30 protein-coding genes are annotated in these 24,768 nt (G+C 59.3%); 15 read left to right on the top strand and 15 right to left on the bottom strand.

Features of this window, described 5'->3' with window-relative positions:
• Positions 1–71: 71 nt before the first annotated feature.
• The 3 genes from ACO079_RS01870 to rsmA are packed head-to-tail and all read left to right on the top strand — an operon-like array spanning position 72 to position 3,132.
• Positions 72–1,304: a peptidylprolyl isomerase gene (locus tag ACO079_RS01870; protein ID WP_421791386.1), complete on the top strand. Its 1,233-nt coding sequence runs from the start codon at positions 72–74 to the stop codon at positions 1,302–1,304.
• Positions 1,304–2,287: a 4-hydroxythreonine-4-phosphate dehydrogenase PdxA gene (gene pdxA, locus ACO079_RS01865; protein WP_421791384.1), complete on the top strand. Its 984-nt coding sequence runs from the start codon at positions 1,304–1,306 to the stop codon at positions 2,285–2,287. Before ACO079_RS01870 ends, pdxA begins: the two co-directional genes overlap by 1 nt.
• Entirely contained in the window at positions 2,284–3,132 is an 849-nt protein-coding gene (rsmA, locus tag ACO079_RS01860) for a 16S rRNA (adenine(1518)-N(6)/adenine(1519)-N(6))-dimethyltransferase RsmA (RefSeq protein WP_421791383.1), read from the top strand. Before pdxA ends, rsmA begins: the two co-directional genes overlap by 4 nt.
• Here rsmA and gmk read toward each other — a convergent pair.
• The 7 genes from gmk to fabD all read right to left on the bottom strand — a co-directional run bounded on the left by gmk (position 3,129) and on the right by fabD (position 9,076).
• Positions 3,129–3,788 carry a guanylate kinase gene (gene gmk, locus ACO079_RS01855; protein WP_421791382.1) on the bottom strand — a complete coding sequence of 220 codons (660 nt, stop codon included), beginning with the start codon at positions 3,786–3,788 and terminating at the stop codon, positions 3,129–3,131. The genes rsmA and gmk overlap by 4 nt on opposite strands.
• Positions 3,778–4,659 carry a YicC/YloC family endoribonuclease gene (locus ACO079_RS01850; protein WP_421791380.1) on the bottom strand — a complete coding sequence of 294 codons (882 nt, stop codon included), beginning with the start codon at positions 4,657–4,659 and terminating at the stop codon, positions 3,778–3,780. The genes gmk and ACO079_RS01850 overlap by 11 nt, the downstream gene beginning before the upstream one ends.
• Positions 4,659–5,699, bottom strand: coding sequence for an endolytic transglycosylase MltG (gene mltG, locus ACO079_RS01845; RefSeq protein WP_421791378.1), 1,041 nt, complete (start codon positions 5,697–5,699; stop codon positions 4,659–4,661). Before mltG ends, ACO079_RS01850 begins: the two co-directional genes overlap by 1 nt.
• Complete coding sequence (gene fabF, locus ACO079_RS01840) at positions 5,699–6,979, bottom strand: beta-ketoacyl-ACP synthase II (RefSeq protein ID WP_421791376.1); 1,281 nt, start codon at positions 6,977–6,979, stop codon at positions 5,699–5,701. The genes mltG and fabF overlap by 1 nt, the downstream gene beginning before the upstream one ends.
• 12 nt (positions 6,980–6,991) lie before the next feature.
• Complete coding sequence (locus ACO079_RS01835) at positions 6,992–7,228, bottom strand: acyl carrier protein (RefSeq protein WP_421791374.1); 237 nt, start codon at positions 7,226–7,228, stop codon at positions 6,992–6,994.
• 160 nt (positions 7,229–7,388) lie between these two features.
• Positions 7,389–8,126: a 3-oxoacyl-[acyl-carrier-protein] reductase gene (gene fabG, locus ACO079_RS01830; protein ID WP_421791372.1), complete on the bottom strand. Its 738-nt coding sequence runs from the start codon at positions 8,124–8,126 to the stop codon at positions 7,389–7,391.
• 5 nt (positions 8,127–8,131) lie between these two features.
• Positions 8,132–9,076, bottom strand: a complete 945-nt coding sequence (gene fabD / locus ACO079_RS01825; RefSeq protein ID WP_421791371.1) for an ACP S-malonyltransferase — start codon at positions 9,074–9,076, stop codon at positions 8,132–8,134.
• A 116-nt stretch (positions 9,077–9,192) separates the two neighbouring features.
• Between fabD and ACO079_RS01820 the strand changes: the two genes are divergently transcribed.
• The 12 genes from ACO079_RS01820 (at position 9,193) to ACO079_RS01765 (ending at position 18,190) form a co-directional block, all read left to right on the top strand.
• Entirely contained in the window at positions 9,193–9,375 is a 183-nt protein-coding gene (locus ACO079_RS01820) for a hypothetical protein (RefSeq protein WP_421791369.1), read from the top strand.
• Positions 9,376–9,449: 74 nt separating this feature from the next.
• Positions 9,450–9,725 carry a type II toxin-antitoxin system Phd/YefM family antitoxin gene (locus tag ACO079_RS01815; RefSeq protein WP_421791367.1) on the top strand — a complete coding sequence of 92 codons (276 nt, stop codon included), beginning with the start codon at positions 9,450–9,452 and terminating at the stop codon, positions 9,723–9,725.
• Positions 9,722–10,009: a type II toxin-antitoxin system RelE/ParE family toxin gene (locus ACO079_RS01810; protein WP_421791365.1), complete on the top strand. Its 288-nt coding sequence runs from the start codon at positions 9,722–9,724 to the stop codon at positions 10,007–10,009. The genes ACO079_RS01815 and ACO079_RS01810 overlap by 4 nt, the downstream gene beginning before the upstream one ends.
• A gap of 175 nt (positions 10,010–10,184) precedes the next feature.
• Complete coding sequence (gene rpsF, locus ACO079_RS01805; protein ID WP_421791363.1) at positions 10,185–10,538, top strand: 30S ribosomal protein S6; 354 nt, start codon at positions 10,185–10,187, stop codon at positions 10,536–10,538.
• An 18-nt stretch (positions 10,539–10,556) separates the two neighbouring features.
• A complete protein-coding gene (gene rpsR / locus ACO079_RS01800) occupies positions 10,557–10,811 on the top strand; it encodes a 30S ribosomal protein S18 (protein ID WP_421791362.1) in 255 nt (84 codons plus the stop codon).
• A 14-nt stretch (positions 10,812–10,825) separates the two neighbouring features.
• The gene (gene rplI / locus ACO079_RS01795; protein WP_421791360.1) at positions 10,826–11,482 is read left to right on the top strand and encodes a 50S ribosomal protein L9; all 657 of its coding nucleotides are present in this window, start codon (positions 10,826–10,828) and stop codon (positions 11,480–11,482) included.
• A gap of 186 nt (positions 11,483–11,668) precedes the next feature.
• Positions 11,669–13,153: a replicative DNA helicase gene (locus ACO079_RS01790; protein ID WP_421791358.1), complete on the top strand. Its 1,485-nt coding sequence runs from the start codon at positions 11,669–11,671 to the stop codon at positions 13,151–13,153.
• Between the two features lie 61 nt (positions 13,154–13,214).
• Positions 13,215–14,591 (top strand): DNA repair protein RadA, encoded by a 1,377-nt coding sequence (gene radA / locus ACO079_RS01785; protein ID WP_421791356.1) that lies wholly within the window; start codon positions 13,215–13,217, stop codon positions 14,589–14,591.
• A gap of 4 nt (positions 14,592–14,595) precedes the next feature.
• Positions 14,596–15,210 carry a CvpA family protein gene (locus tag ACO079_RS01780; RefSeq protein WP_421791354.1) on the top strand — a complete coding sequence of 205 codons (615 nt, stop codon included), beginning with the start codon at positions 14,596–14,598 and terminating at the stop codon, positions 15,208–15,210.
• On the top strand, positions 15,207–16,679 hold the full coding sequence (purF, locus tag ACO079_RS01775; protein WP_421791352.1) for an amidophosphoribosyltransferase: 1,473 nt from the start codon (positions 15,207–15,209) through the stop codon (positions 16,677–16,679). Before ACO079_RS01780 ends, purF begins: the two co-directional genes overlap by 4 nt.
• Positions 16,680–16,687: 8 nt before the next feature.
• On the top strand, positions 16,688–17,395 hold the full coding sequence (locus ACO079_RS01770; protein ID WP_421791350.1) for an SDR family NAD(P)-dependent oxidoreductase: 708 nt from the start codon (positions 16,688–16,690) through the stop codon (positions 17,393–17,395).
• A gap of 153 nt (positions 17,396–17,548) precedes the next feature.
• A complete protein-coding gene (locus ACO079_RS01765) occupies positions 17,549–18,190 on the top strand; it encodes a hypothetical protein (protein ID WP_421791348.1) in 642 nt (213 codons plus the stop codon).
• 73 nt (positions 18,191–18,263) lie between these two features.
• On the opposite strand, the gene der is transcribed toward ACO079_RS01765, so the two are convergent.
• The 8 genes from der to ACO079_RS01725 all read right to left on the bottom strand — a co-directional run bounded on the left by der (position 18,264) and on the right by ACO079_RS01725 (position 24,729).
• Positions 18,264–19,604, bottom strand: coding sequence for a ribosome biogenesis GTPase Der (gene der / locus ACO079_RS01760; RefSeq protein ID WP_421791346.1), 1,341 nt, complete (start codon positions 19,602–19,604; stop codon positions 18,264–18,266).
• Positions 19,605–19,609: 5 nt separating this feature from the next.
• Complete coding sequence (locus ACO079_RS01755) at positions 19,610–20,977, bottom strand: PQQ-binding-like beta-propeller repeat protein (protein ID WP_421791345.1); 1,368 nt, start codon at positions 20,975–20,977, stop codon at positions 19,610–19,612.
• 3 nt (positions 20,978–20,980) lie between these two features.
• Positions 20,981–21,841 carry a tetratricopeptide repeat protein gene (locus ACO079_RS01750; protein ID WP_421791344.1) on the bottom strand — a complete coding sequence of 287 codons (861 nt, stop codon included), beginning with the start codon at positions 21,839–21,841 and terminating at the stop codon, positions 20,981–20,983.
• A gap of 72 nt (positions 21,842–21,913) precedes the next feature.
• Positions 21,914–22,741, bottom strand: coding sequence for a 3-methyl-2-oxobutanoate hydroxymethyltransferase (gene panB / locus ACO079_RS01745; protein ID WP_421791343.1), 828 nt, complete (start codon positions 22,739–22,741; stop codon positions 21,914–21,916).
• A gap of 50 nt (positions 22,742–22,791) precedes the next feature.
• Positions 22,792–23,127 carry a hypothetical protein gene (locus ACO079_RS01740; RefSeq protein WP_421791341.1) on the bottom strand — a complete coding sequence of 112 codons (336 nt, stop codon included), beginning with the start codon at positions 23,125–23,127 and terminating at the stop codon, positions 22,792–22,794.
• The gene (locus tag ACO079_RS01735; protein WP_421791339.1) at positions 23,124–23,672 is read right to left on the bottom strand and encodes an RNA polymerase sigma factor; all 549 of its coding nucleotides are present in this window, start codon (positions 23,670–23,672) and stop codon (positions 23,124–23,126) included. Before ACO079_RS01735 ends, ACO079_RS01740 begins: the two co-directional genes overlap by 4 nt.
• Positions 23,673–23,700: 28 nt before the next feature.
• Positions 23,701–24,081 carry a DUF6249 domain-containing protein gene (locus tag ACO079_RS01730; protein ID WP_421791338.1) on the bottom strand — a complete coding sequence of 127 codons (381 nt, stop codon included), beginning with the start codon at positions 24,079–24,081 and terminating at the stop codon, positions 23,701–23,703.
• Positions 24,082–24,171: 90 nt separating this feature from the next.
• Positions 24,172–24,729, bottom strand: coding sequence for an NnrU family protein (locus tag ACO079_RS01725; RefSeq protein ID WP_421791337.1), 558 nt, complete (start codon positions 24,727–24,729; stop codon positions 24,172–24,174).
• Between the last annotated feature and the right edge of the window lie 39 nt (positions 24,730–24,768).

Below are 24,768 nucleotides of genomic sequence, written 5' to 3'. Positions count from 1 at the left end.
GCGCGCAAGCGTTGCACCGCGCCGGTCTATGAGTATTTTCAACCGCGAACAAAGAAATGCCGGACAGAATGATGAAACGCTGTTTGACCGCTTTGGCCGCTCTGGCGATGACGACCTTTGGCAGTGCTGGTGCGCATGCTCAGCAGGTTGAGGGCATTGCCGCGCTCGTCAATGACTATCCCATCACGACCGTTGATGTGCGCGATCGTATGCGCCTGATCATCGTGTCGTCAGGTATTCAGCCGACCCAGGAAACCCTCGTGCGCATTCAGCAGGAGGCGCTGCGGTCGCTGATCGATGAGACTTTGCAAATTCAGGAAGCGGCGACGTTTGAGGTCGCGGTTGATCCTGCCGAAATTGACGGGGCGATCGCCAACATCGCCAGCCAGAACAATGTGAACCCCGAACAGATCGTTCAGGATCTCGCCACGAATGGCGTGGATATCATGACGCTGCGGCGTCAGCTTGAAGCGGAGATTGCCTGGCAGATCATTGTCGGCGGCCGCTACAACTCGCTGATCCGGATCTCCAATCAGCAGATCGAAAGCACGCTGGAACGGGTGGCAGCCAGTGCGTCCCAGCCGCAATACCGGTTGGCCGAGATTTTCATCGAGATTCCTGTGACAGCCGACGAAAGCGAGGCAGAACAACGCGCGCTCGCCGTAATGACCCAGCTGACCCAGGGCGCGCCTTTCCAGGCGGTTGCCCAGCAGTTTTCGGATGCCCCATCGGCGGCCAATGGCGGCGAGATTGGCTGGCTTCTGGAAGGACAGATGCGGCCGGAAGTCGTTCAGGTCGCACGCCTGCTGGAGCCGGGTCAGTTGTCACGGCCCGTGCGGGTTCCAGGTGGATTGATGATCATCGCGCTTATTGATCAGCGCGAAGGCACCACAACGGTTCAATATGATCTGACCCAGATCTCCTTGCCGACCAGCCGGGTTAACGAAGAGTCGGTTGCTGCAATGGAGCGCGCCCTTGGCCGGATGCGGTCTTGCGGAGATATCGACGCTCAAATCGATGATATCGAGGGCGCGTTTTCGTCGCGCCTTGGCCAGATCTCGCTTGATGCTCTGTTGCCTCAGATTGCCGAACCGATTTCCGGCCTGAATGCGGGACAGCATACACCGCTGCTGGAAACCGCTGCGGGGCGTCAAGCCTATTTCGTGTGTGACCGGTCAATTGGCGGGCCAGGCGTGCCCAGCCGCGATCAGATCGAAAGCCAGCTTCGAAACCAGCAATTATCGATGCTGTCGCGCCGGTGGCTGCGGGATTTACGCCGCGATTCCACGATCGAAATCCGCTAATGACTGCCCCCATCGCTGTGACGATGGGAGATCCGGCCAGTATCGGTCCGGAAATCACTCAGGCCGCGTGGGAGGCCTTGAAAGACGGTGGCCCCGCGTTTTTTGTGATTGGCGATCCGGCTCTCTACGGGGAAGCCGCCGGGTCCATCGACACACCCCAACAGGCTGCGAAGGCTTTCGCCAAAACCTTGCCGGTTCTGCCACTGGAATTGACCGCGGAGGTCAAGGCCGGTCAGCCGGACATTGCGAATGCGCACGCCGTGATCGCATCGATCGATCAGGCTGTCGCGCTTGCCGGAACCGGCGAGGCCGCGGGTCTGGTCACCAATCCGATTTCGAAATCAGTGCTGTATTCTGCCGGGTTTTCGCACCCTGGACACACTGAATATGTCGCCGAGCTGAGCCGTGAGACGCCGTATGTCGGCCCGCGTGGCCCTGTCATGATGCTGGCGGGAGCCAAGCTCAGAGTGGCGCTGGTCAGCATTCACACCGGGTTGCGGGACGCCATAGACGCGCTTGATGCTGACGCCATCATTCACACGACGCGCGTGGTTCATCATGCGCTGCAATGCGATTTCGGGATCTCCAATCCGCGATTAGCTCTAGCGGGCTTGAACCCGCATGCCGGGGAAAGTGGTTCTCTGGGCCGCGAGGAGATCACCATCATCTCGCCCGCCGCTGAGGAATTACGCCGCGAAGGCATTGATATCAGTGGTCCGCTGCCGCCGGATGCCATGTTCCACGACGAGGCCCGCGCCACTTATGACGCCGCCATATGCCTCTACCATGATCAGGGGCTGATCCCGTTCAAGGCACTGGATTTCTGGAGCGGTGTGAATGTGACGCTGGGGCTGCCGGTCATCCGGACCTCGCCGGATCACGGCACCGGCTTTGATATTGCCGGCCAGGGCAAAGCCCGCGCGGATAGTCTGATTGCTGCCATCCGGCTCGCCGCGGAGATGGCCGACCGGCGCGCGGCATGAGCACGGCCCCGCCCCTTCGTGATATCATCGCGGAATACGGCTTGCGGGCGGATAAATCCTTTGGCCAGCATTTCCTGCTTGATCTCAATCTGACCGCCAAGATCGCGAGTCTATGCGGGAGTGTGTCGGGAAAAACCATCATAGAAGTTGGTCCTGGCCCGGGCGGGCTGACCCGGCCCCTGCTGGAGCTTGGCCCGCAAAAACTCATTGCCATTGAGATGGATGAACGCTTTGTGCCAGCGCTGGAGGCGACCGCTGAACATTATGAATCGCCCTTCCAGATCGAACTCGCCGATGCGCTGAAGGCTGATGAAGACGCCTTATTGGGCGGCTCGCGCTGCGTGATTGCGTCGAACCTGCCCTATAATGTCGGCACGCCCTTGTTGATTAAATGGCTCAAAGCCTCACCCCGCTATTGGGACCGGATGGTTTTGATGTTCCAGAAGGAAGTCGCTGAACGCATCGTCGCGCCGGTCGGCAGCAAGGCTTATGGCCGGCTCGCCATCCTTTCAGCGGCGGTTACCGCACCCCGACTGGCGCTGAAGGCCCCGGCGCGTGCGTTCACGCCGCCCCCCAAGGTCGATAGCGCGGTCGTGGTGTTTGATCCCTTGCCGGAGGGTCCGGGCTTTACCGATCTGGAAGCCTTGGAGATCGTCACTGAAAGCGCCTTTGGTCAGCGTCGTAAAACCCTGCGGAAGAGCTTGGGCGCAGCGGCCGCAAAAGCGGGTGTTTCGTCGGAAAGCCTGCTTGAAACGTCAGGTATCGACCCCGGCGCCCGGGCGGAAACAATTGATCCGGAGGGATTTTTTCGGTTAACCGAGGCTTGGCGGGCCGCGAAGAGCTAGCTCCGCTCCTTCATCAGTTCATCGACAAAGCCGTGCAGCCAGGGGCGGCGCGTGCGCTTTAGACGCTCGGCTTTCAGGATCAATTCAAGCTCTTCCAGCGCACCGGAAAAGTCTTCATTGACGATGCAATAATCGTATTCCTGCCAGTGTGAGATTTCCGCCTCCGAGCGCGCCATGCGGCCCTGGATGATCTCGTCACTGTCCTGACCGCGCTTGCGCAATCGGTCTTCCAGCAATCGCATTGAGGGCGGCAAGATAAAGACCCGAACCACGTCTTTCGGAGCCTGCTCGGCCAGTTGTTGTGCCCCTTGCCAATCAATATCGAAGATCACGTCACGGCCATCGCTGAGCGCTTCTTCAACCGGGCCTTTGGGCGTGCCGTAATAATGATCAAAAACGCGAGCGTGCTCGAAAAATCCGTTTTCTTTGATCTGGGCTTCAAAGTGCCCCTTGTCGATGAAGAAATAATCCTCGCCATCCACCTCTTTCGGCCGCGGGGCGCGGGTCGTGGCAGAGACCGACAGGACCACATCAGGATGATGCATGATCAGGCGTTTGGACAGTGTCGTTTTTCCTGCCCCGGAAGGGCTAGAGAGCACCAGCATCATTCCACGGCGGCCACCTCTGTGGCCCGGCGCTGGCGGTCTATTCGACATTCTGAACTTGCTCCCGGAATTGATCGACGGCGGCCTTCATCGCCAACCCGATGCGGGTCAGCTCCGAATCGCCGGACTTGGAGCATAGCGTGTTGACCTCGCGATTGAACTCCTGCGACAGGAAGTCGAGCTTGCGGCCCACCGGCGAGCCCTGCGCCAGCAACTCCCGTGCGCTCTCAATATGCGCGGTCAGACGATCCAGTTCTTCGCGGATATCCGCCTTCACCGCCAGAATCGCCGCTTCCTGCGCCAACCGGTCTTCCGGCAGCTCACCCTTGAGAAGCTCGGACAGCTTGGTGCGGAATTTCTCCATGATGGCATCGGGACGTGACGCGGCAATCGTCACAGCTTGCTGTTGCAGCTCGCCGATTTCATCCAGCACCGTTGAAAGAATGCCATGAAGCGCCGCGCCTTCCTCTTCGCGCGCCAGCTTCAACTCGCTCAAGGCGGTGTCAAACGTCTGAAGGATCGCATTTTGCAATCCTTCGGCCTCGGCTTCCGACACATCTTCTTCGGCCGTCAGCACCCCTTTGATAGCCAATAGCCCATCAAAGTGCGGTGCGGCGACATCCCCCCGGGCGATATAGGGTTGCCCCGCTTCGATCAGGGCCTGCAGCCGGTCATGATCAATGGAGACGCTTTCTTCGGCCGCGCTCCGGTCAAGCTGAAGCCCTGCCTGAACGTGTCCTCTGGCAAGCTGGGCTTTTGCCCGGTCACGGGCGGCATGTTCCAAAGCGTCATATCCTGGCGGCGTTCTGAAACGAGCTTCAAGCCCCTTGCCGTTGACGCTTTTGAGTTCCCAGACGAAAGACCATCGTCCGTAGGATCCCGCGACGCGTGCAAAGCCCGTCATGCCCGATAAAGCAGCCATTAGCGGCGCCCCCGATCGCGCTCAATGCGCCGCCAGTTTGCAACATTGCGTTGGTGCTCACGATAGGTTTCTGCAAAGGCATGACCGCCCGTGCCATCCGCTACAAAGAAGAGATAACCGGACTCTGGCGGATTGAGGACAGATTCGATCGCCTCCCGTCCAGGATTGGCAATCGGGGTCGGCGTCAGCCCGTCAATGAAATAGGTGTTGTAAGGGTTCTGGTCATTATCCAGCTCGGACCGGCGAATGCCCCGCCCCAGCGGCTCACCTTGCGTGATGCCATAGATGATCGTTGGATCGCTCTCCAGACGCATGCCCCGGCGCAATCGGTTGACGAATACCGCGGCAACCAGGGGGCGCTCGTCTGCCTCGCCGGTCTCTTTTTCGACAATGGATGCCAGTATGATGGCCTCTTGCGGCGTTTCGAAAGGGAGGTCATCCGCCCGATTGGGCCAGAGTTCATCTAGCAAGGCTTGTTGATCTGCGCGCATCCGATCCAGAATGTCCTGACGGCTGTCTCCGCGATGAAAGCTATAGGTTTCCGGCAGCAGGGAGCCTTCTGGCGGGATTTCCGCAATCTCTCCGGTCAGCACCTCATTCGCATTTAGGATGCGGACGATCTGGGCGCTGGTCCGTCCTTCAGGCGCGGTCACCAGATACTGGATCGTGTCGCCTTCGCGCAATAGCTCGTAGATCTCGAGCATGCTGGCGCCAGCCGGAATGGCGTATTCACCGGCGCGCAAATCGCGATCTCCACCATCAATCGTCACCCAGGCCCGGAAGACATCACCACTGGACACTACGCCTTCGCTTTCGAGCTGATTGGCAATGGCAATCAGCCCGCTGCCACGCGGTAGGGCCAGCGTGACCTCCTCCCGATGTGGTCCGTCGCGAGCCACTTCATCCTGTAACCAATTCCATGAGAACCAGAGTGTGGCGGCAACCACCAGAACTCCGGCGATGATCAGGAAGAGCAGGGTGATCAGCAGCCTGCCGAGCCATCCGCCTTTCTTTTTCTCAGGCTTGTCCGTCTCAGCCATCAGTCGACCGCGCGAAAAATGACGGAGGCATTGGTGCCGCCAAACCCGAAGGAATTGGACAGGGCGGCTTTGACCGGTTTTTCGACTGCTGTGTGCGGCGCCAGATTGATCGGTGTCTCTACAGACGGGTTATCCAGATTAAGGGTCGGCGGACACACGCCGTCACGGATTGCCAGAATGGAAAAGATCGCCTCTAGCGCCCCGGCAGCCCCCAGCAAGTGTCCGATCGACGACTTGGTCGATGACATCACAATCTTGTCGGCATGGTCACCGAACAGGCGTTCAACGGCGCCAAGCTCAATCTCGTCGCCCAGCGGTGTCGAGGTGCCGTGCGCATTGACATAATCAATGTCCGCTGGCGTCAGGCGTGCATCCTTCAAGGCCGCCTGCATGGACCGGAAACCGCCATTCCCATCTTCGGCAGGTGCGGTGATGTGGTAGGCATCGCCCGACAGGCCATAGCCGGAAACTTCGGCATAAATCTTCGCACCGCGGGCCTTGGCGCTCTCATATTCTTCCAGGACAAGAACACCGGCCCCCTCGCCCATGACAAACCCGTCGCGGTCCTTGTCGTAGGGACGGGAGGCCTTTTCCGGCGCATCGTTGAACCCGGTGGACATGGCGCGTGCCGCCACAAAACTGGCCACGCCCAACCGGCAGATGGCCGCTTCGGCACCGCCGGCCACCATCATGTCGGCATCGCCATATTTGATCATGCGGGCGGCGTCGCCGATCGCGTGCGCCCCCGTTGAACAGGCCGTGACCACGGCGTGGTTAGGGCCCTTCAGCCCGTGGCGGATGGACACCTGACCGGAAATCAGATTGATGATTATGCCGGGGATCACAAAGGGCGAGACGCGGCGCGGTCCCTTCTCTTTCAGGAGGAGGGAAGTCTCATAAATCGTATTGAGACCGCCCGTACCGGATCCAATCAGAACACCGGCGCGCTCTGCCTGCTCTTCGGTTTGCGCGGACCAGCCACTATCGGCGAGCGCTTCATCGGCGGCCGCAATTCCGTAGAGGATAAATTCGTCGATGCGCTTTTGCTCGCGCGGCGACATAACAGCATCAGGATCAAAAGCATGCGGGTCATCCGCACCGCCGCCCCGGCCGTCTTTTCTTGGAACAATGCCAGCAATCCGGCTTCCCAGATCGCTGGCATCAAAATGTTCGATGGGCTTTATGCCCGATGCACCTGCAACAAGGCGCTGCCAGACGGGTTCGGCTCCGCATCCCAGCGGCGAAACGATACCCAATCCGGTAACGACAACACGGCGCATAATAATCGGTGCTTAGCCGGCTTTCTCGCTGATGAATTTCACAGCGTCGCCCACCGTTTGAATATGTTCGGCGGCATCGTCCGGAATTTCGATGTCGAACTCTTCTTCGAAAGCCATCACCAGCTCGACATTATCGAGCGAGTCGGCGCCGAGATCATCGATGAACGACGCCTTTTCGGTGACTTTGTCTTCTTCGACGTCGAGATGCTCAACAACGATTTTTTTCACACGTGCAAGAGTGTCAGACATTAGCGATTCCCTTCTGCAATCCTTTAGCGAAACCCTAAGCGGGGCTGGCCTTGCCGTGAAGCGCCGAATACAGGCTCTTCCGTCCCCGGTCGTTTTGGAAAGCGGCACCTAGCACGGTCTTTTCTGAATGACCAGACGTGCGTGGCGCTGCCTGCCTTTTCTAGATCATGGCCATGCCGCCATTGACGTGCAAGGTCTGGCCGGTGACGTAGCGGGCTTCATCGCTGGCCAGATAAACCACAGCGCTGGCAATATCAGCGCCCGAGCCCAGATCATTCGCCGGTATTTTCGACATGATCGCAGCGCGCTGATCGTCATTGAGGGCATCTGTCATCGGTGACTGAATGAAGCCGGGCGCGACGCAATTGGCGGTGACGCCCCGTGCGGCGACTTCCTGCGCCAGTGATTTTGTAAAGCCGATCATGCCCGCTTTCGAGGCGCAGTAATTGGCCTGTCCCGGATTGCCCATCACACCGACAACCGACGTGATCCCGATGATGCGGCCATGGCGCGTTTTCATCATGCCACGCAGGGCTGCACGGGACAGGCGGAAATAACTTTCCAGATTGATCTTCAGAACCTGTTCCCAATCGTCATCCTTCATCCGCATCAACAAACCATCCTTGGTGATGCCGGCATTGGCGATGAGAATATCGAGGCCACCCATGGCTTCTGCGGCCTGTTTCGGCAGCGCATCGACCGCTTCGCCATCCCCCAGATTGCAGGCCATGGCGTGAACGCGATCCCCCAGCTCGGCTTTCAGCCCATCCAGCTTTTCCTGGCGTGTGCCGGAAATGGTGACGGTGGCGCCTTGTGCATGTAGCGCCCGGGCAATCGGTCCGCCAATGCCGCCGGTCGCGCCGGTCACCAGGGCTGTTTTTCCTTCCAGTGAGAACATGGGTCTTATCCTTTCAGCGAAGCCGCGAAAGCTTTCAGATTTTCTGGGGTAATAAGAGCGGTGCCGCTGGCATCCGGGGCTGTGCGGCGCAACATGCCGGTCAGGACTTTTCCGCCGGCTTCAGCAAATTCGGTGATCCCGCCCTCACCGGCCATCCATTCCACGCTTTCACGCCAGCGGACGCGGCCCGTGACCTGTTCGACCAGCAAATCCCGGATTGCGGATGGATCGCTTTCCGGGCGGGCGCGGACATTCACAACCACCGGCACAGATGGGGCATTAATCGTTGCGTTAGATAGCGCCTCGGCCATGGCATCGGCCGCCGGCTGCATCAGCGAGCAATGGAAGGGCGCGGAAACTGGCAATGGCATGGCGCGCTTCACGCCCTGTTCTTTGGCGAATTCGATGGCCGCATCCACAGCAGCCTTCGCACCTGAAATCACGATCTGGCCCGGCGCATTATCATTCGCAAACTGGCAAACGCCGTGTGCGGCACCTGCATTCGCAGCGGCCTGAGCCGTCTCAATATCGGCACCGATCAAGGCCGCCATCGCGCCCTTGCCCACAGGGACCGCAGCCTGCATGGCCTGCCCCCGGAGTTTCAGAAGTTTTGCAGCATTGGAGATAGATAGCGCCCCGGCGGCAGCCAGCGCGGAATATTCCCCCAGTGAATGTCCCGCCACGAATTTCGCAGCGGTCACGTCGATACCGAATTGATCTTTCAGAACCCGCATCACCGCCAGAGACGCCGCCATGATCGCGGGCTGGGCATTCTCGGTGAGCGTCAGATCCTCAAGCGGACCATCTGCCATCAAATGAGACAGTTTTTGCCCCAGCGCCTCATCGACTTCGTCCAGAACGGCTTTGGCCGCGGGAAACGCGCCTGCCAGTTCGGTGCCCATGCCAACGGCCTGTGAGCCTTGTCCCGGAAATACAAATGCCAACGCCATGACGCGGCTCTCCCTCGCAATCCTGATCGCTCGATAGACCGGGAGTACCAAGGCTGGCAAGTTGGTGTCTGCGTTCTACGTCCATGATGACCCGCAAACATCGCCAAGGCCCACCCATGCGCAAACGACCGCCGCTTTCCCGCCAGCTGCTCTATGTGGCGCTGATTATGATCGTCGGCATCGTCACCGTGCAGGCGCTGGCCTGGTATCAGAACCCACCCATTCGATGCGTCGAAGCGGGCGGCACCTGGCATTGGGATGGCCGCTGGTGTGAGGAGGCGGAGACCTCTGAAGACTGAGACTTCCCGATTTGAATTGCCCGCTCCGCACCATTTAGCTAAATTAGCCAAAATAGCTAAATTGGACAAAAGCGATGAAGACCTATTCGGCCACCGAAGCGAAAAACAAGTTCGGACAATTGCTCGATGACGCCCAACGCGGGCCGGTGCGGATCGAGAAGCATGGGCGCGGAGCAGTTATCGCTATGTCCGCCGAAGCATTCGAATTCAGCCAGTGGGCCCAGGATCCGAAAATCAGCGCGGCAATTCAGGAGGGCTTTGACCAGTTGGATGCAGGCAGAACTGTTGATGGACGCACGGCATTGCTGCAGCTGAAGAATGAATTGGTGAATCGGGTTGCCGAAGATTGAAGGCCTTTCGCTTCTCCGAACTGGCCCTCGAGGATGTCCGCGCGATTGCAGAATATACGCGCCAGACATGGGGCGCTCAGCAAACAGCGAATTACATAGACAACATTATTGAGGTCTGTGACCGGCTCGCCTGGTTTCCGGGCATCGGAACAAGCGTAAAATTCAGAGGCATTGACTGTCGTTGTTTTCTCTCGGGGGAACACAGGATCGTCTACCGGCAAGTCGACGAAGATATGATCGAAATCGCAAGGATCATCCACACTCGCTCGGATGACAGCGATTAACCCTGCCCCACTTGCCTCCCCCGGCCCTTTCCTGTAAGAGCGCGCGCTTCAAACGGATGCGGTCCTTTTTCTCTATGTAACGTGCGCGTTGGGCGCATTGGAAAAGGAGCCACCGCGGCTTGGGCCCGACCCTTCGGCCCGCTGCGCCGCATCTGCGAGAGAAGGGAGTACGAACATGGCTCTATACGAGCATGTCTTTATTGCGCGTCCGGACATCTCACCGGCTCAGGTCGAGACGCTGACGGACGAGATCAAAACCCTCATCGAGGAAAAAGGCGGCAAGGTTGGCAAGACCGAATACTGGGGTCTGCGCAATCTGGCTTACCGCGTGAAAAAACACCGCAAAGGTCATTATGGTCTTCTGGACGTTGATGCACCAGCTGATGTTCTGTCCGAACTCGACCGCCGTCAGCGTCTGTCGGATGACATCATCCGCCATATGACGGTGCGCGTGGAAGAGCACACCGAAGAGCAATCCGCCATCCTGTCCAAAAAGGACGACCGCCGCCGCCGCGAGCAGCGCCGCTAGGCCGAAGGAGAGACGAACATGTCTGATCTGAATATTTCGAATATTCCGGCCCGCCGCCCGTTCCAGCGCCGCCGGAAAGTTTGCCCGTTCTCTGGCGAACATGCGCCGAAGATCGATTACAAGGATCCCAAGCTGTTGCAGCGCTACATGTCGGAAAAGGGCAAGATTGTCCCGGCCCGCATCACCGCTGTTTCGGCCAAGAAGCAACGTGAACTGGCCCGCGCCATCAAGCGCTCGCGCCAGATGGCGATCCTGCCTTACGCAGTCGACTAGAGGGAGACAAAACCATGCAAGTCATTCTTCTTGAACGCGTCGACAATCTGGGCGCCATGGGCGAAGAAGTGACGGTAAAGCCCGGCTTTGCCCGTAACTTCCTTTTGCCGCAGGAAAAAGCGCTGCGCGCGACCGAAGCCAACCGCAAGCGCTTTGAAGCGCAGCGTGAAGCTCTCGAAAAACGTAACGCCGAACGCCGCGATGCGGCGGCTTCGTCCGCTGAAGGTATTGATGGCGAAACCTTCGTCATGATCCGTCAGGCGGGCGAAACCGGTCAGCTTTACGGTTCGGTCAATACGCGCGACATCGCCGAAGCGGTGACATCGAAAGATCTCAAGATCGGCCGCTCCATGGTCGTTCTGAATGATCCGATCAAATCGCTGGGTCTGCATGAAGTGGAAATCAAGCTGCACGCCGAAGTCACCATCACGGTGACCATCAATGTAGCGCGCACCGAAGATGAAGCCGAGCGTCAGGCCGCCGGTGAAGACGTCATCCAGACGCTGGCCGATGAAGATCGCGCCATTGCTGAAGCCCAGGCCGCCGAGCTGTTTGAAGCCGGTGCCGAGCCGGAAGATCTTCTGGCAGCCGAAGAGAACGCTGAAATCGTCGAAGACGCTGAAGCGGAAGCCGAAGCGGCAGACGACGAGGACGAAGCAAAAAACGCTTAGCGTTTTTTCTTCCGTTCACAGATCAAAGGCGGGGCTATGGCTCCGCCTTTTTTCTGGATAATTTTGGGTCGAACCCGACTCAAGTTATCCACAGCCCGGCAATTTCCTGTGGGCGAGTCTGAAAAGATCAATGTCAAGGCCAAAGGCGCGCTTGAGCCCACTTAAGACTTCGTTAAGAACCTTCGCATGGCCATCCACGATCTTCCCCATCCTGATGAAAACGGAACTGACAGCGCGCCCCACAATGTTGAGGCCGAACAGGCGTTTCTGGGGGCTTTGCTGTATGACAATGAAGTCCTGCACCGGGTGAGTGACTGGCTGCGCGCGGAACATTTCTATGATCCGGTCCATGGCCGCATCTATCAGGCCGCAGCCGACCGGATTCAACGCGGCGCACTGGCCGATGCCATTGTTTTAAAAACAGATTTCGAGCGCGATGGCGGGCTGCAGGAAATTGGCGGTTCGGCCTATCTCGCTCTCTTGCTGGAAAGCGCTTCAGACTCCGTTGCAGCGGTTGAATACGCCCAACTGATCTATGATCTGGCGTTACGCCGGGCGTTGATCCGGGTGTCTGCGGAACTGTCTCATGAAGCCACGGAAGCCACACCGGAAACCCATGCCCGCCTGTTGATCGAAAGCGCCGAGCGCAAACTCTTCGAACTGGCTGAGACAGGCGGCAATCAACGTGGCTTTGTTTCGTTCAAGGATGCCCTGACAGAATCCGTCGAGATGGCGGCCGCTGCTTACGAGCGCGAAGGCGGCCTGTCCGGCATGTCCTCGGGCTTACGGGCAATGGATGAAAAACTCGGCGGTTTACACCCGTCGGACCTGATCATTCTGGCAGGCCGGCCCTCGATGGGTAAAACCGCTCTGGCAACGAATATCGCCTTTTCGGTGGCGCGTGCTTACCAGTATTCCACCCTGCCCGATGGCGCGAAGAAGACCGAGTCCGGCGGCGTGGTTGGCTTTTTCTCTTTGGAGATGAGCGCCGAACAGCTCGCCACCCGTCTGATCGCGGATTACACCGGCATTCCCGGCTATCAGATCCGGCGCGGTGATATTGACCCGGCCCAGTATGAAGAAATCCGCGATGCGGTGCTCGAGATCCAGAGCCTGCCGCTTTACATCGATGACACGGGTGGTCTGTCCATCGGCGCGCTTTGCGCGCGCGCGCGCCGCCTGAAACGCCTGCACGGGCTGGATGTCATCGTGGTGGACTATCTTCAACTGGTCACAGCGTCTGAATCCAAAGCCAGCCAGGGCCGGGTTCAGGAAGTTTCTGAAGTCACGCAGGCCCTGAAAGCGCTGGCCAAGGAGTTGTCCGTCCCCGTCATTGCCCTCTCTCAGTTGTCGCGTCAGGTCGAACAGCGCGACGACAAGAAACCCCAGCTTTCCGATCTTCGGGAATCCGGCTCGATCGAGCAGGACGCCGATGTGGTGATGTTTGTGTATCGCGAGAGCTATTACAAAGAGCGCGAAAAGCCGAAAGAAGGCACGCCAGAATACCTCGCCTGGGAAGAGGAGTTCCGCCAGATCGAACGGCGCGCTGAGGTGATCATCGGCAAGCAGCGTCATGGTCCGATCGGCACGGTCGATCTCGCCTTTGATGCGGCGCGGACCAAGTTCATGGATCTCACCCGGGATGATCGCTATGAGGGCATCGCGCATTAGCGCCTTGAACCCGACCCGCCTCGTGCCGAAACTGTCACCCGAGTGGTTCGAGTGATTCGCGATGGCGCGCGGCGATAGCCAGTTTGTTTGTCAGTCCTGCGGAGCGGTCCATGCCAAATGGTCCGGCCAGTGTTCCGATTGCGGCTCCTGGAATACGCTGGTCGAAGAAATCGCCTCAGCCCCGCTCGGCACACAGGCCAAACCGAAGAAGGCCGGACGCCGCGGCAAGCTGGAACTCGTGACCCTCGATGGCGAAGGCGGAGATATTGCGCGCCTGGATAGTGGCATTGCCGAATTTGACCGGGTCTGTGGCGGCGGGCTGGTGCCCGGGTCTGCCCTTCTGGTCGGCGGCGATCCGGGCATCGGGAAATCCACGTTGTTGCTGCAAGCTGTTGCGCATCTCGCGCAAAGTGGCACCAAGTCGGTCTATGTCTCTGGCGAAGAGGCCGTTGATCAGGTGCGCCGCCGGGCACGGCGCTTGGGGCTGGCGGAAAGCCCGGTGGCCTTGGCGGCAGAAACCTCGCTGGAAAACATTCTCGATGGACTAAAAGCCGAGAAGCCGGACATCGCGGTGATTGATTCTGTGCAGACACTGTGGACCGATCAACTCGCTGCCGCACCCGGCACGGTGGCTCAGGTGCGGGCCTGTGCGCAAGAACTCGTGCGCTTTGCCAAGAAATCTGGATGCGCCGTCATCCTTGTCGGTCACGTCACCAAGGATGGCCAAATCGCTGGTCCGCGCGTGGTCGAGCATATGGTGGATGCCGTGCTCTATTTTGAAGGCGAGCGCAGCCATCAATTCCGCATCCTGCGCGCAGTGAAAAACCGCTTCGGCCCGACCGATGAAATCGGCGTGTTCGAAATGGGCGATGCCGGCTTGCAGGAAGTTGAAAATCCGTCTGCGCTATTTCTCAATGATCGAGGTGATCAGACGCCAGGCGCTGCCGTTTTTGCGGGTATGGAAGGCACGCGGCCGGTCCTGACCGAAATTCAGGCGCTTGTCGCCGCTTCGCCGTTGGGAACGCCTCGACGGACCGTCGTCGGCTGGGATTCCGGACGGCTCTCAATGGTGCTCGCCGTGCTCGAGGCGCGATGCGGGCTTTCCTTTGGCGGCCGTGACGTTTATTTGAACGTCGCAGGCGGGCTGAAGATCGGGGAACCGGCGGCGGACTTGGCAGTGGCAGCAGCAATACTCTCTTCTGCGCTTAACGCGCCTCTTCCGGCCGACGCGGTGATGTTCGGCGAGATGAGCCTGTCGGGTGATATCCGCAGTGTGGGCCGCAGCGACGCGCGTCTGAAGGAAGCCGCCAAGCTGGGCTTTAAACAAGCGCTTGCGCCCTTGAGTGCGACCGAAGGCCATCCGCCGGTCACCGTGCGTGGCCTCGGTGCCGTGGCCGATCTGGCCGCCACAATCAGCGCCTGGCGACAGGAGGACTGACAGGATGGGCGGTCTCACCCCGATAGATGGTGCCATCCTCCTTTTTATCGGGGCGTCCGCCTATCATGCGCTGGTACGCGGTTTTGTGAGCGAAGCCCTGTCGATGACGGCCGCCATCGTCGCGGCCATTGCCGCGCTTTGGAGCCGGCCGATCTTTGTGACTTTGGCGGATGATTTTGTTCCCGCTGGCTGGGTTGCCAATCTGGTCACGCTTGGCATCGTCTTCGCGCTTGTCTTTATGGCGGTCAGCTTTCTGACCGCGCCCATGCGGGCGAACGTCAAGAAAGGTGATGATGTCGGCTTTCTCGATCGCGCGCTCGGTTTTTTCTTCGGCATCGCCCGCGCCCTGTTCGCGCTGGGATTCCTCCTGATCATCGCCAGCCTCGCCAATCAGGGCCAACCGCCGCCACAGGTGACAGATGCGCGGCTCTATCCGCTGGTAAACACCTCGGCCCGCCTGCTTCAAGCGCTCGCACCGGGGGACTCGCAAATCGGGCGCACGACGCCTATATCGCCCGCAGAAGAGCCCACGCGTCCTGATGAAGAATCCTATGATGACCGCGACCGCAACCGGTTGGACGAGCTGATCGGTGATGCCAGCGAGGAAGATGACGGATGAGATTTCCTGCCCCGCCGCTCGCCTATGATGCAGCGTCTGATCATCTGCGTGAGGAATGCGGCGTCATTGGTGTGTTCGGCGGTCAGGATGCGGCGCTTCTGATTGCGCTGGGCCTGCACGCCTTGCAGCATCGCGGTCAGGAAAGCTGTGGCATCGTCACCCATGACGGCGATCGCGTTTATGCCGAACGGCATATGGGGCTGGTCGGCGAGCACTTTGCTGATGGCGAAACGCATCATCGCCTGCCCGGCTCGTCCGGTATTGGCCATGTGCGCTATTCCACGTCCGGCGGCACGGTTACGCGGAATATCCAGCCGCTTTATGCGGATGTGCGCGGCGGCGGAATTGCGGTGGCGCATAATGGTAACCTCACTAATGCGAGGTCTCTCAGGAATGAGCTGGTCGCCTCAGGGTCCATTTTCCAGTCCACCAGCGACACGGAAGTGATCCTGCAGATTGCTGCGCGCTCGGATCGTTCGAGCGCCTCCAAACGCTTCTTGTCCGCACTCAAGCAAATTGAAGGCGCGTTTGCGCTGGTCGCCATGGTCAATGGCAGGCTGATCGCAGCACGGGATCCGTTTGGTATCCGTCCTCTGGTGTTGGGTGAACTGGATGGTGCCACAATTGTGGCCTCTGAAACCTGCGCGTTGGATGTCATTGGCGCGACCTATGTGCGCGATATCGAGCCGGGTGAAGCCATTATCGTCAATGAAAACGGCATGAAGTCCGACCAGTTCGCGCCACCGCGAAAAGCCCGGCCTTGCGCTTTTGAATACATCTATTTTGCCCGGCCCGATTCCGAGATTTCTGGCATCAGCGTTTATGACGCGCGCAAGCGCATGGGCCGGCAGCTTTATCTGGACGCTCCGGCAGATGTCGATGTCGTCATCCCGGTGCCCGATAGCGGCGTGCCGGCGGCGTTGGGTTATGCACAGGCCGCAGGCGTACCTTACGAGATGGGCATTATTCGCGGTCACTATGTCGGCCGGACGTTTATCCAACCGACGCAGGCCAAGCGGGACCTTGGCGTGCGCCGCAAGCATTCCGCCAATCCGCCCGTTATCAAGGGAAAGCGGGTTCTGTTGGTGGATGATTCCATCGTCCGCGGCACGACCTCGCGCAAGATCGTGGAAATGATGCGCGAAGCCGGAGCGACCGAGGTGCATTTCCGCTCGGCCTGCCCGCCCATCACCAATCCAGATTTTTACGGCATTGATATGCCCAGTAAGGAAGAGCTGATGGCGTCCGCGCTGGATACCAACGCGATGGCCAAGGCCTTGAAGGCCGACAGTCTCGGCTTTTTGTCTATCAACGGGCTCTATCAGGCTGTGCTGGGCGAAAATCGCAATGCGGACGCCCCGCAGCTGGCCGATCACTATTTCACCGGCGAATACGCCACGCGGCTGCTCGATCATGAGCGGGCCGCTTCCGACAAGGACCGGCAGCTTTCCCTGCTGGTCGATGCATGAGTGATTTGATGTTTCAGGATAAAATCGCGCTGGTCACCGGCGCTTCGCGGGGTATTGGCCGCGCCATTGCGTTGGGTCTCGCCAGGGAAGGTGCCCACATTATCGCCACCGCCCGTACGCAAGGCGGGCTGGAAGATCTGGATGATGAAATCCGCGAAGCGGGCGGACAATGCACGCTGGTGCCGCTCGATCAAGCCAATCCGGAAGGCATTGAAAAACTCGCAGAAATCGTCGCTGAGCGATGGGGCCGGCTGGATATTCTGGTCGCGGCCGCTGGATCTCTCGGTGAACTGACGCCTGCCGCGCAGGTCACAGCCAAAACCTGGAATGAGGTGATGGCCGTTAACGTCATCGCGCCAGCACGTCTGATCCGCGCCTTTGAGCCGCTCTTGCTGAAATCCGAGGCTGGCCGGGCCGTCTTCCTGACATCCGGCGCGTCCAAATCCTGCCGGGCCTATTGGGCACCCTATGCGGCCAGTAAGTCTGCGCTGGATGCGTTGATCACCAGCTGGGCCGCCGAGCATGAAAAGAAGGCTCTGCGGATTAATCTTCTCAATCCGGGTCCAATGCGGACCGCGATGCGCAAGAAAGCCTTTCCCGGCGAGAACCCGGACACCCTGCCACCACCGGAAGACCTGGTGCCGATGGTGTTGTCGCTGGTGTCATCAGACTCCACGCGTCATGGCGAGTGGGTCGATTTCCCGAGCGAGACGTAGCGACAGTCTATTTTCTTCGCCGAATTTTCAGCTCAAACAACGGAAAGAGCCCCCTCCTGGCTCCACGCATTGGCGTGTCCAGACACGAAATTTCTTTTTCCAGGCACGAAATTGATTACATTTCGAAGCGTCGGACCCCAATTGGTCGGTGCCATGAAACACAACAAACCTCCTCAGCGTGAACCGAAAAAGACCGTCTCAATCGAAGTGCGGGTCAGCGAAGAAGACAAGCATGCCTTTTGGGAAGCTTGCCGGTCGGCCAATCGGCCCGCCAGCGCGGTTCTGCGTCATTTGATGGAAGTATTCGTGGCGTTCCGAAACCTTAGACAAAGGGTGTTTGCCATGTTTGATCATATAATACGAAAGCCGATCAGCGCCACGCTTGGAGCATTTGCTTGCGCGGCGGCCTTATCAATGAGCCTGATGCTGGCGCCAAGTGCAGCGGCTGATGTGCGACTGATTTATCAAGTCGTTGTTGACGATGGTGTGGGTCAGATTGTTTCCGAAGGCCAGGCCGAGTTTGGCCAAGCAGACGGTGCCGATGCGGCGATCAGTGATACGCTTGGAGACGGCATCCGCTATTCCTTTGCCGCAAGCCCCTGCATTGCCGGTTCCACTACTGCCTGCGCCGAAGGCCAGACCGTGATTGTCTTTAGCCTTTGGGAGGCCAAGAACGGTGAACTCACGCGCGCGACGGACAGCGGAATAGCGGTCTCTCCAACTGACGAAACGCGGTTTCAAACAGCGCTTAGCGATGGCCGGGTGCTGACGGTTCTGTTCCTTCCGCAAGCCTGACGACGCTTTTTGATCTGATCCGCCTTTTTCAGGCTTCGGAGCTGCCACTTGTCAGCCTCGAAGCCTAAAAACCCTATTTCTTCGCGTAAGGGTTCTTGCCGGATTTCACGATCAAGCGGATTGGCACACCGGGCATGTCGAACGCCTCGCGGATGCCGTTGACCAGATAACGCTTATAGCTTTCCGGCAGATCGCCCGCGCGCGAACACATCAAAACAAAGGTCGGCGGGCGTGATTTGGTTTGTGACAGATAGCGCGGCTTGATGCGGCGGCCCTGCACGGCAGGCGGCGGGTGGCGCGCAATCATTTCCTGAAGCCAGTCATTCAGATCACGCGTCTTGATCTTGGCCGTCCAGTCGCGATGCAGGCGGGTGACCGCGGGCATCAGCTTGTCCAGCCCTTTGTTTTTAAGTGCAGACACCGGGATGAGCGACGCGCCCTTGGCTTGCGGCAATAAGCGTTCAAATTCGTATTGAAGCTCTTTCAAAGCTGCATCGCGATTTGGGACGAGGTCCCACTTGGCCAAAACCATGATCAGCCCTCTGCCCTCGCGCATGACGAGATCAGCCAGGGTCAGATCCTGTTTCTCAAACGGATGTTCGGCATCGACGAGCAGCAGAACGATCTCGGCGAATTTGATGGCGCGCAGCGTATCGGCGGCGCTCATGCGCTCGAGCCGGTCATTCACCTTGCCCTTTTTACGCAAGCCCGCCGTATCGTGCAGGCGCACCCGGCGGCCATCCCAGAGCCAATCCACAGCAATGGCATCGCGGGTGACCCCCGCTTCCGGCCCGGTGATCAACCGGTCTTCGCCGATCAGCGCATTGATCAAGGTGGATTTACCGGCATTTGGACGGCCAATCACGGCGATCCGAAGCGGCGGCTCGTCTGCATCAACGTCTTCGAGCGATTGATAATCGCCCAGCTCGTCCGACAGTCTGGCGTGTAGATCGCCCATGCCTTCGCCATGCGCGGCCGAGATTGCCACCGGCTCTCCAAAGCCGAGCGCATAGCTCTCGGTGATACCATCCATCCCGGCTTTGCCTTCGGCCTTGTTGGCGATGAGGATGACCGGACGGCCCGAGCGACGCACCACATCAGCAAAAGCTTCGTCGAGCGCGGTAATGCCTTCGCGGGCATCGATCACAAACAGGCAGACATCGGCTTCCTTCAGCGCCTGGTCGGTCTGGGCGCGCATATCCGTGCCCAGCTTGGTGGCATCAGCATTGTCGAAACCGGCGGTATCAATGATCCGCAGCGGAATATCGCCCAGACGTCCGCGCGCTTCGCGGCGGTCGCGGGTGACGCCCGGGCGGTCATCAACAATCGCCAGCGGCTTGCCCGCCAGACGGTTGAACAGCGTTGATTTGCCGACATTGGGGCGGCCCACCACCGCGATTGTGGGGACAGCCATGACGGTTAGCGCAGCGCGATCAGGCGCGCGTCATCGGTCACGACATAGATCGTTTCATTGACGATGATGGGGGCAACGAAGACCGGGTCCCGAAGATTGACTTCGCGCTGGATATTTCCGGTTTGGGCATCAACGATCAGCCCCTCTCCGGTTGAGCTGGCCAGGAAGAGCCGCCCACCTGCCAGAACGGGGCCGGCCCAGGCGATCCTGTCGCGGCGGCTGCGTGCACGCTGATAAAGCGGCAATTGCGTGATCCAGCGGATTGTACCGTCGCTGCGTTCGACACAGACTAGCTCGCCATCCGATGTGACAAGAAACAGAAAATCACCGGCCACCCAGGGCGCGTGAAGGCCGCCGGCAGGCTGGGTCCAGAGACGCTCGCCGGTCCGGAGATCAAACGCAGCCAGAATTCCAGAATGGCTCATCGCGTAGACGACATCATCGACGATAACCGGGCTGCCGGCGACATCATTGATCGCTGAAATGGGCGTCAGTCCACCGGAACGTGTCAGTGCATCATTCCAGATCGGATTGCCGTTCTGGATCCGCAATGCGGTAATTTCGCCCGAGGCATAAGGGGCGACCACGGTTTCACCAATGACAGCAACACTCGGGGCGGTGATCAGGCGGGCGGGTTCAGCAATGCCCTGGTGGTTCCAGAGAATTTCGCCGGTGTTCTGATCAATGGCATGGAGCTCGTTGTCGTCGGTTGCGACAAATACCGTGTTATTGACGGCGGTCGGCGCGGTATGGAAAGGCGTGAGGGACGGCGTCCGCCAGATCTCCTGCCCATTGGTGGCATCCAGAGCGACCATGAAACGACGCCCGGTATGCACAAACAAGCGGCCATTGTCATAGGCCAGCCCGCCCCCGAAACCGATCCGGTCCTGACGGTTACCGGATCTGACACGGGCTTCCCAGATTTCACGGCCGGAATCCGGATCAAGTGCGTAGATGCGGCTTTCCCCATCCATCACATAAATGCGGCCATCGGCATAAATCGGACGGGCATTGATCCGGCTGGAGCGATCTGACCCCTGACCGAAACGGCGGCGGAAGACCACGTCCAGATTGCCAGAGGCCTGCGTGTGCTGCATGGCGTGCGTGGGATAGCCGTCCGGCTGCGACCAGATCGAATTGACATAGGCGGTAGGCAAAATAACCGGCTCGGCGGCGGCATCAGGGTCAGCCTGAAGCGATTGTTCAAAGCTGAGGATTGAGACACGGTCATCAATCGCCGGCGCATCTTCATCGACGCCGCCATCGCCATCAAACGGATTTAGCCGTTCGGCTGTATCCGACACGGTCGAACATCCGGCCAGTCCAAGAATTGCCGCCAGACAGGCGAGCCGGGTGAGTTTTAGTCCTGTCATCATCTATTCCTGCCCGTCACCATCTGAGTCGTCAGAATTGCTACCGGATTGCGTCTCGCCTTCACCTGCCGGCAGGGCGTCCAACAATTCCGCGCCGGGGATTTGCGGCGTTGAAATGGCATCTTCCAGAGTTTCGGCTTCTGCCTGCTCCAGTGCCGCACCGAGGTCGAACTGCATTTCCGTGCCGGCATCGCCCGCGGCACTCTGCCCTGTCTGCTCCAGCCGTGTGATGACGCTCAACGCAGCCTGCGCCCTTTGGGCGACCGGCAAAGCCAACGCATCCAGATCATTGGAGATCGCCTCGAACTCTCTCCGTGCCCGCTCCAGATCACCTATGGAAAACGCCTTTGCGGCAATGACTTCCATGGCCAGCAGGCGGTAGGGGCGATCCGATTGCATGACCGGCCCGAGGCGGTTCTGCAGATCATCGATCGAGAGATCTTCAAATAGCGCCATGGCCGCTTTGACCCGGGCGAGATCCCCCAGCGTATTAACATTGAAGGCATCAGCTGCCTGTTCGAAGTGAAAACCCGCCGAGGCCGTATCGCCTTGCGAAAGCGCAATCTCGCCCCGCTGCATGAGGGCCAGGCCCGTATATCCGCTCGACGCGTCATCCGCGAGTTGCTGCAAGGCCAGATCGGCTTCCTGAAGACGTTGGGCCTCTACCAGATCAAGCGCGGCAAAATAACGATCCGACTCGCTAAAGGCCTGCTGACGGTCGAGATACTGCCAGCCCTGCCAACCGGCCGCCCCGGCGACAATGGCGATTGCCGCACCAAGGACCCAGGGGCCCCAGGAGCGCAGCAATTCGTTGTACTTGTCCTTGCGAAGTTCTTCTTCGACTTCGTGGAAAATATCAGCCACGGAAAACGTCCTGAATGCTTGTTTGAATTGGAGCGGGACACTAGCCGCGCCGCCGCCCAGCGGCAACCGCGCTTAGCCGTTCTTCTGCTTGAAAGAATAGGTTTCGTTTGCTCCCGGAAAGGCGCGCGATTTCACGTCCTCAGCATAGCGCCCGACGGCGTCCTCGATCATGGCCGACATCTGGCCATAACGGCGCACGAATTTCGGTGCCCAATCAAAGAGCCCCAACATGTCCTGGGTGACCAGAATCTGCCCGTCACAGGCCGCAGAGGCGCCAATCCCGATGGCCGGCGCGCTGACGGCCTGGGTAATTTCGCGCGCCAGACCTTCTTCGACGCCTTCAATCACAATTGCGAATGCTCCGGCCTCGTCGGCAGCTTTGGCCTCGTCCAGCACGCGCTGGCGCTCGGCGTCATCGCGGCCTTTGGCCTTGAAGCCGCCTTCGCTGAGCGACGCTTGAGGGCGCAAGCCGACATGGCCCATCACCGGGATGCCGCGGTCCGTCAGAAAGCGGATCGTCTCGGCGGCATACACACCACTTTCGATCTTTACGGCTTGTGCGCCGGTCGCCGACAGCACCCAGGACGCACTCTGGAATGCCTGTTCCGGTGACTTTTCATACGTTCCGAAGGGCAAATCGATCACCACCAAGGCCTGCTTTGCAGCGCGCATGACGGCCTGACCGTGCAGAACCATCATATCGAGCGTGACGCCGATGGTGGAATCCATACCGTGGACGACCATGCCCAGGCTGTCACCGACCAGAAGGATATCGCAGTGCGCATCCAGCAAGCGTGCCATGGCCGCATCATAAGCGGTCAGGCACACCAAAGGCTCGCCACCCTTTCGGGCACGAACCTGCGGAACGGTCAGACGATTCTTTTGAGATTGAGCCGACATGGCGGCGTCTCTAACCGATGTTGCAGCGCAGCGAAAGCCGGTGCTGCCGTCTAGATTGCTTTGGGGATCACGATTGCGAACCCGGCGATCATGAGCGCCAGAACGCCTGCGGCCAGCAATTCCGGAGACGTGTAAGCGAAAACCTGACCCATCATACCTTCGGTCGGCAAGAATTCCGGGTTGGAAAAAAAACCTTCAAGCTGGGTTCCGGCGACCGCCGACCCAGTGGATCCGGCTCCGCCAATCACCAGGGCGCGCCGGCGATTGGGTCGTCCCATGCGGCCTTGCACGCGCCTTACAAATTCGTCGGCATCGATTTCATCTTGCGGTTCCGCCGCAGCGAAAGCGGCGCGCAGACGGTCGTCGAAGGGATCATTCATGGTCATGATGCCATTACCTCCTCAGCCTCGAACCAGGTCTTCAGCTTTTCCCGTCCCCGATTAACGTGCGATTTCACCGTTCCCAGCGGCATGCCGGTGGCTTCCGCTGCTTCGGCATGCGACATGCCCGCAGCATAGCACAAGGTGACGCAAACCCGCTCGTCTTCCTTTAGCGTTTTCAGTCCGCGGTCCAGATCCACCACGGAACCCATGTCGCGCGGGGCTTCCACGTCATCGACCTCTGGTTTGAACCGTTCCATGGCTTTCTCCGTCGCTTTGCGCTTTCGCGCGGACATCAGAAACTCGTTATAGGCGATCCGGCAGAGCCAGGCGCGGAAGGACCCTTTGCCTGTGAAGCTCTCGATCTTGTTGTAGGCTTTGATGAAGGCTTCCTGCGCGAGGTCATCGGCAAGCGCATGATTACCGCACATACGCTGCATCAGCCCCCGGACAACCCCCTGGTGCCGCCGGACGAGTTCGCCAAAGGCAGAGCCGTCTTTTGCGGCCACTACCAGGGCAATCAATTCCTCGTCCGACGCACCTCGAGACACGTGTCTCTCCCTTTAGACTGGCGTTGACCTAGTCGTCCGAATTATCGCGGACCAGCACACCCATAAGGATCAATGCAAGCCCAACAAAGCCAGGGAAGGACGCGACACCGGCCATGATACCGACGACTTCCATATCGCCTTCCACGGCGCCGATCGAAAAGCCGAGCGCAATGAAGGCTGCGGCGATCGACAGGAGAATAATCCCCCAGCGTTTATCTCCGCCTTTTTTGCGCTGCGGCATTCCCAGCGCGCGGATGATTTCAGGCGTTAACTCGGTGCCCGATTGGGCGGCGGTTCGAACCGTTTCCAAAACGTCTCTCCGGTTTTTCGATCCAAAGTGAAAAACAATCCAGACGATCAAAACGATCGATCCGAAAACTGTGAAGGGAGCAAGAATTTCGGGTCCCATCTTATTTCCTTTCCGTGTCTCAAGTCGCGCCCCACGGCGCTCTCGGACTTATGATGCGGGTTCAGGCGAATTTGGATGCAAGACAGTCGATCAGATCACACCCACTCCGAACAGATTGACATGAAAGCGGACCAGCAGGGCAGCGGCCAGGGCGCCAGCGACGATCGCAACGACATCGCCACCCCAGCCTTTGGGCGGATCCGGTGGATGATCCCCGCGCAAGAAAGAGGCGATCAGCAAAAGCAGAGACCAGCCAAAAAAGGCCCCGAACAGAATGACAGCCGCGATCTCACCATTGGCGGCGAGATGTACCCCCGACCAGATCGCAACCGCAAACAACATCGGGTGCTGGACAAAGCGGCGGATATGGCTGGGCGTGTAGGCTGACGCAATCAGGATCAAGGCGACCGGCATCGCGATCAGCGCTGCCATACGGCTCCACTCAGGGGCTTGATAAAGCATCTCCGAGGGGTGGGCCGCGATTTTGCCCCAGATAATCAGGACAAAGCCGATCAGCGAAACCAGCGCGTAGATTACCTTGAAACCACCCGGGCCAAAACCGTTGATAAAAGCGCCGCGCGCGCCGGGTATCAAACGGGCCGAATGCATGCCGATAAACAGGATCAGCCCGACAATCAGTAGCGTCATAGTCCTCCCCACCATCGCGTCTGCGAAGAATAGAGCGAG

The sequence above is a fragment of the Hyphobacterium sp. genome (assembly GCF_965228115.1).
GTDB lineage: Bacteria > Pseudomonadota > Alphaproteobacteria > Caulobacterales > Maricaulaceae > Hyphobacterium.
Note: the sequence above shows the minus strand (reverse complement) of the source record. Positions and strands in the feature narration are given on the sequence as shown.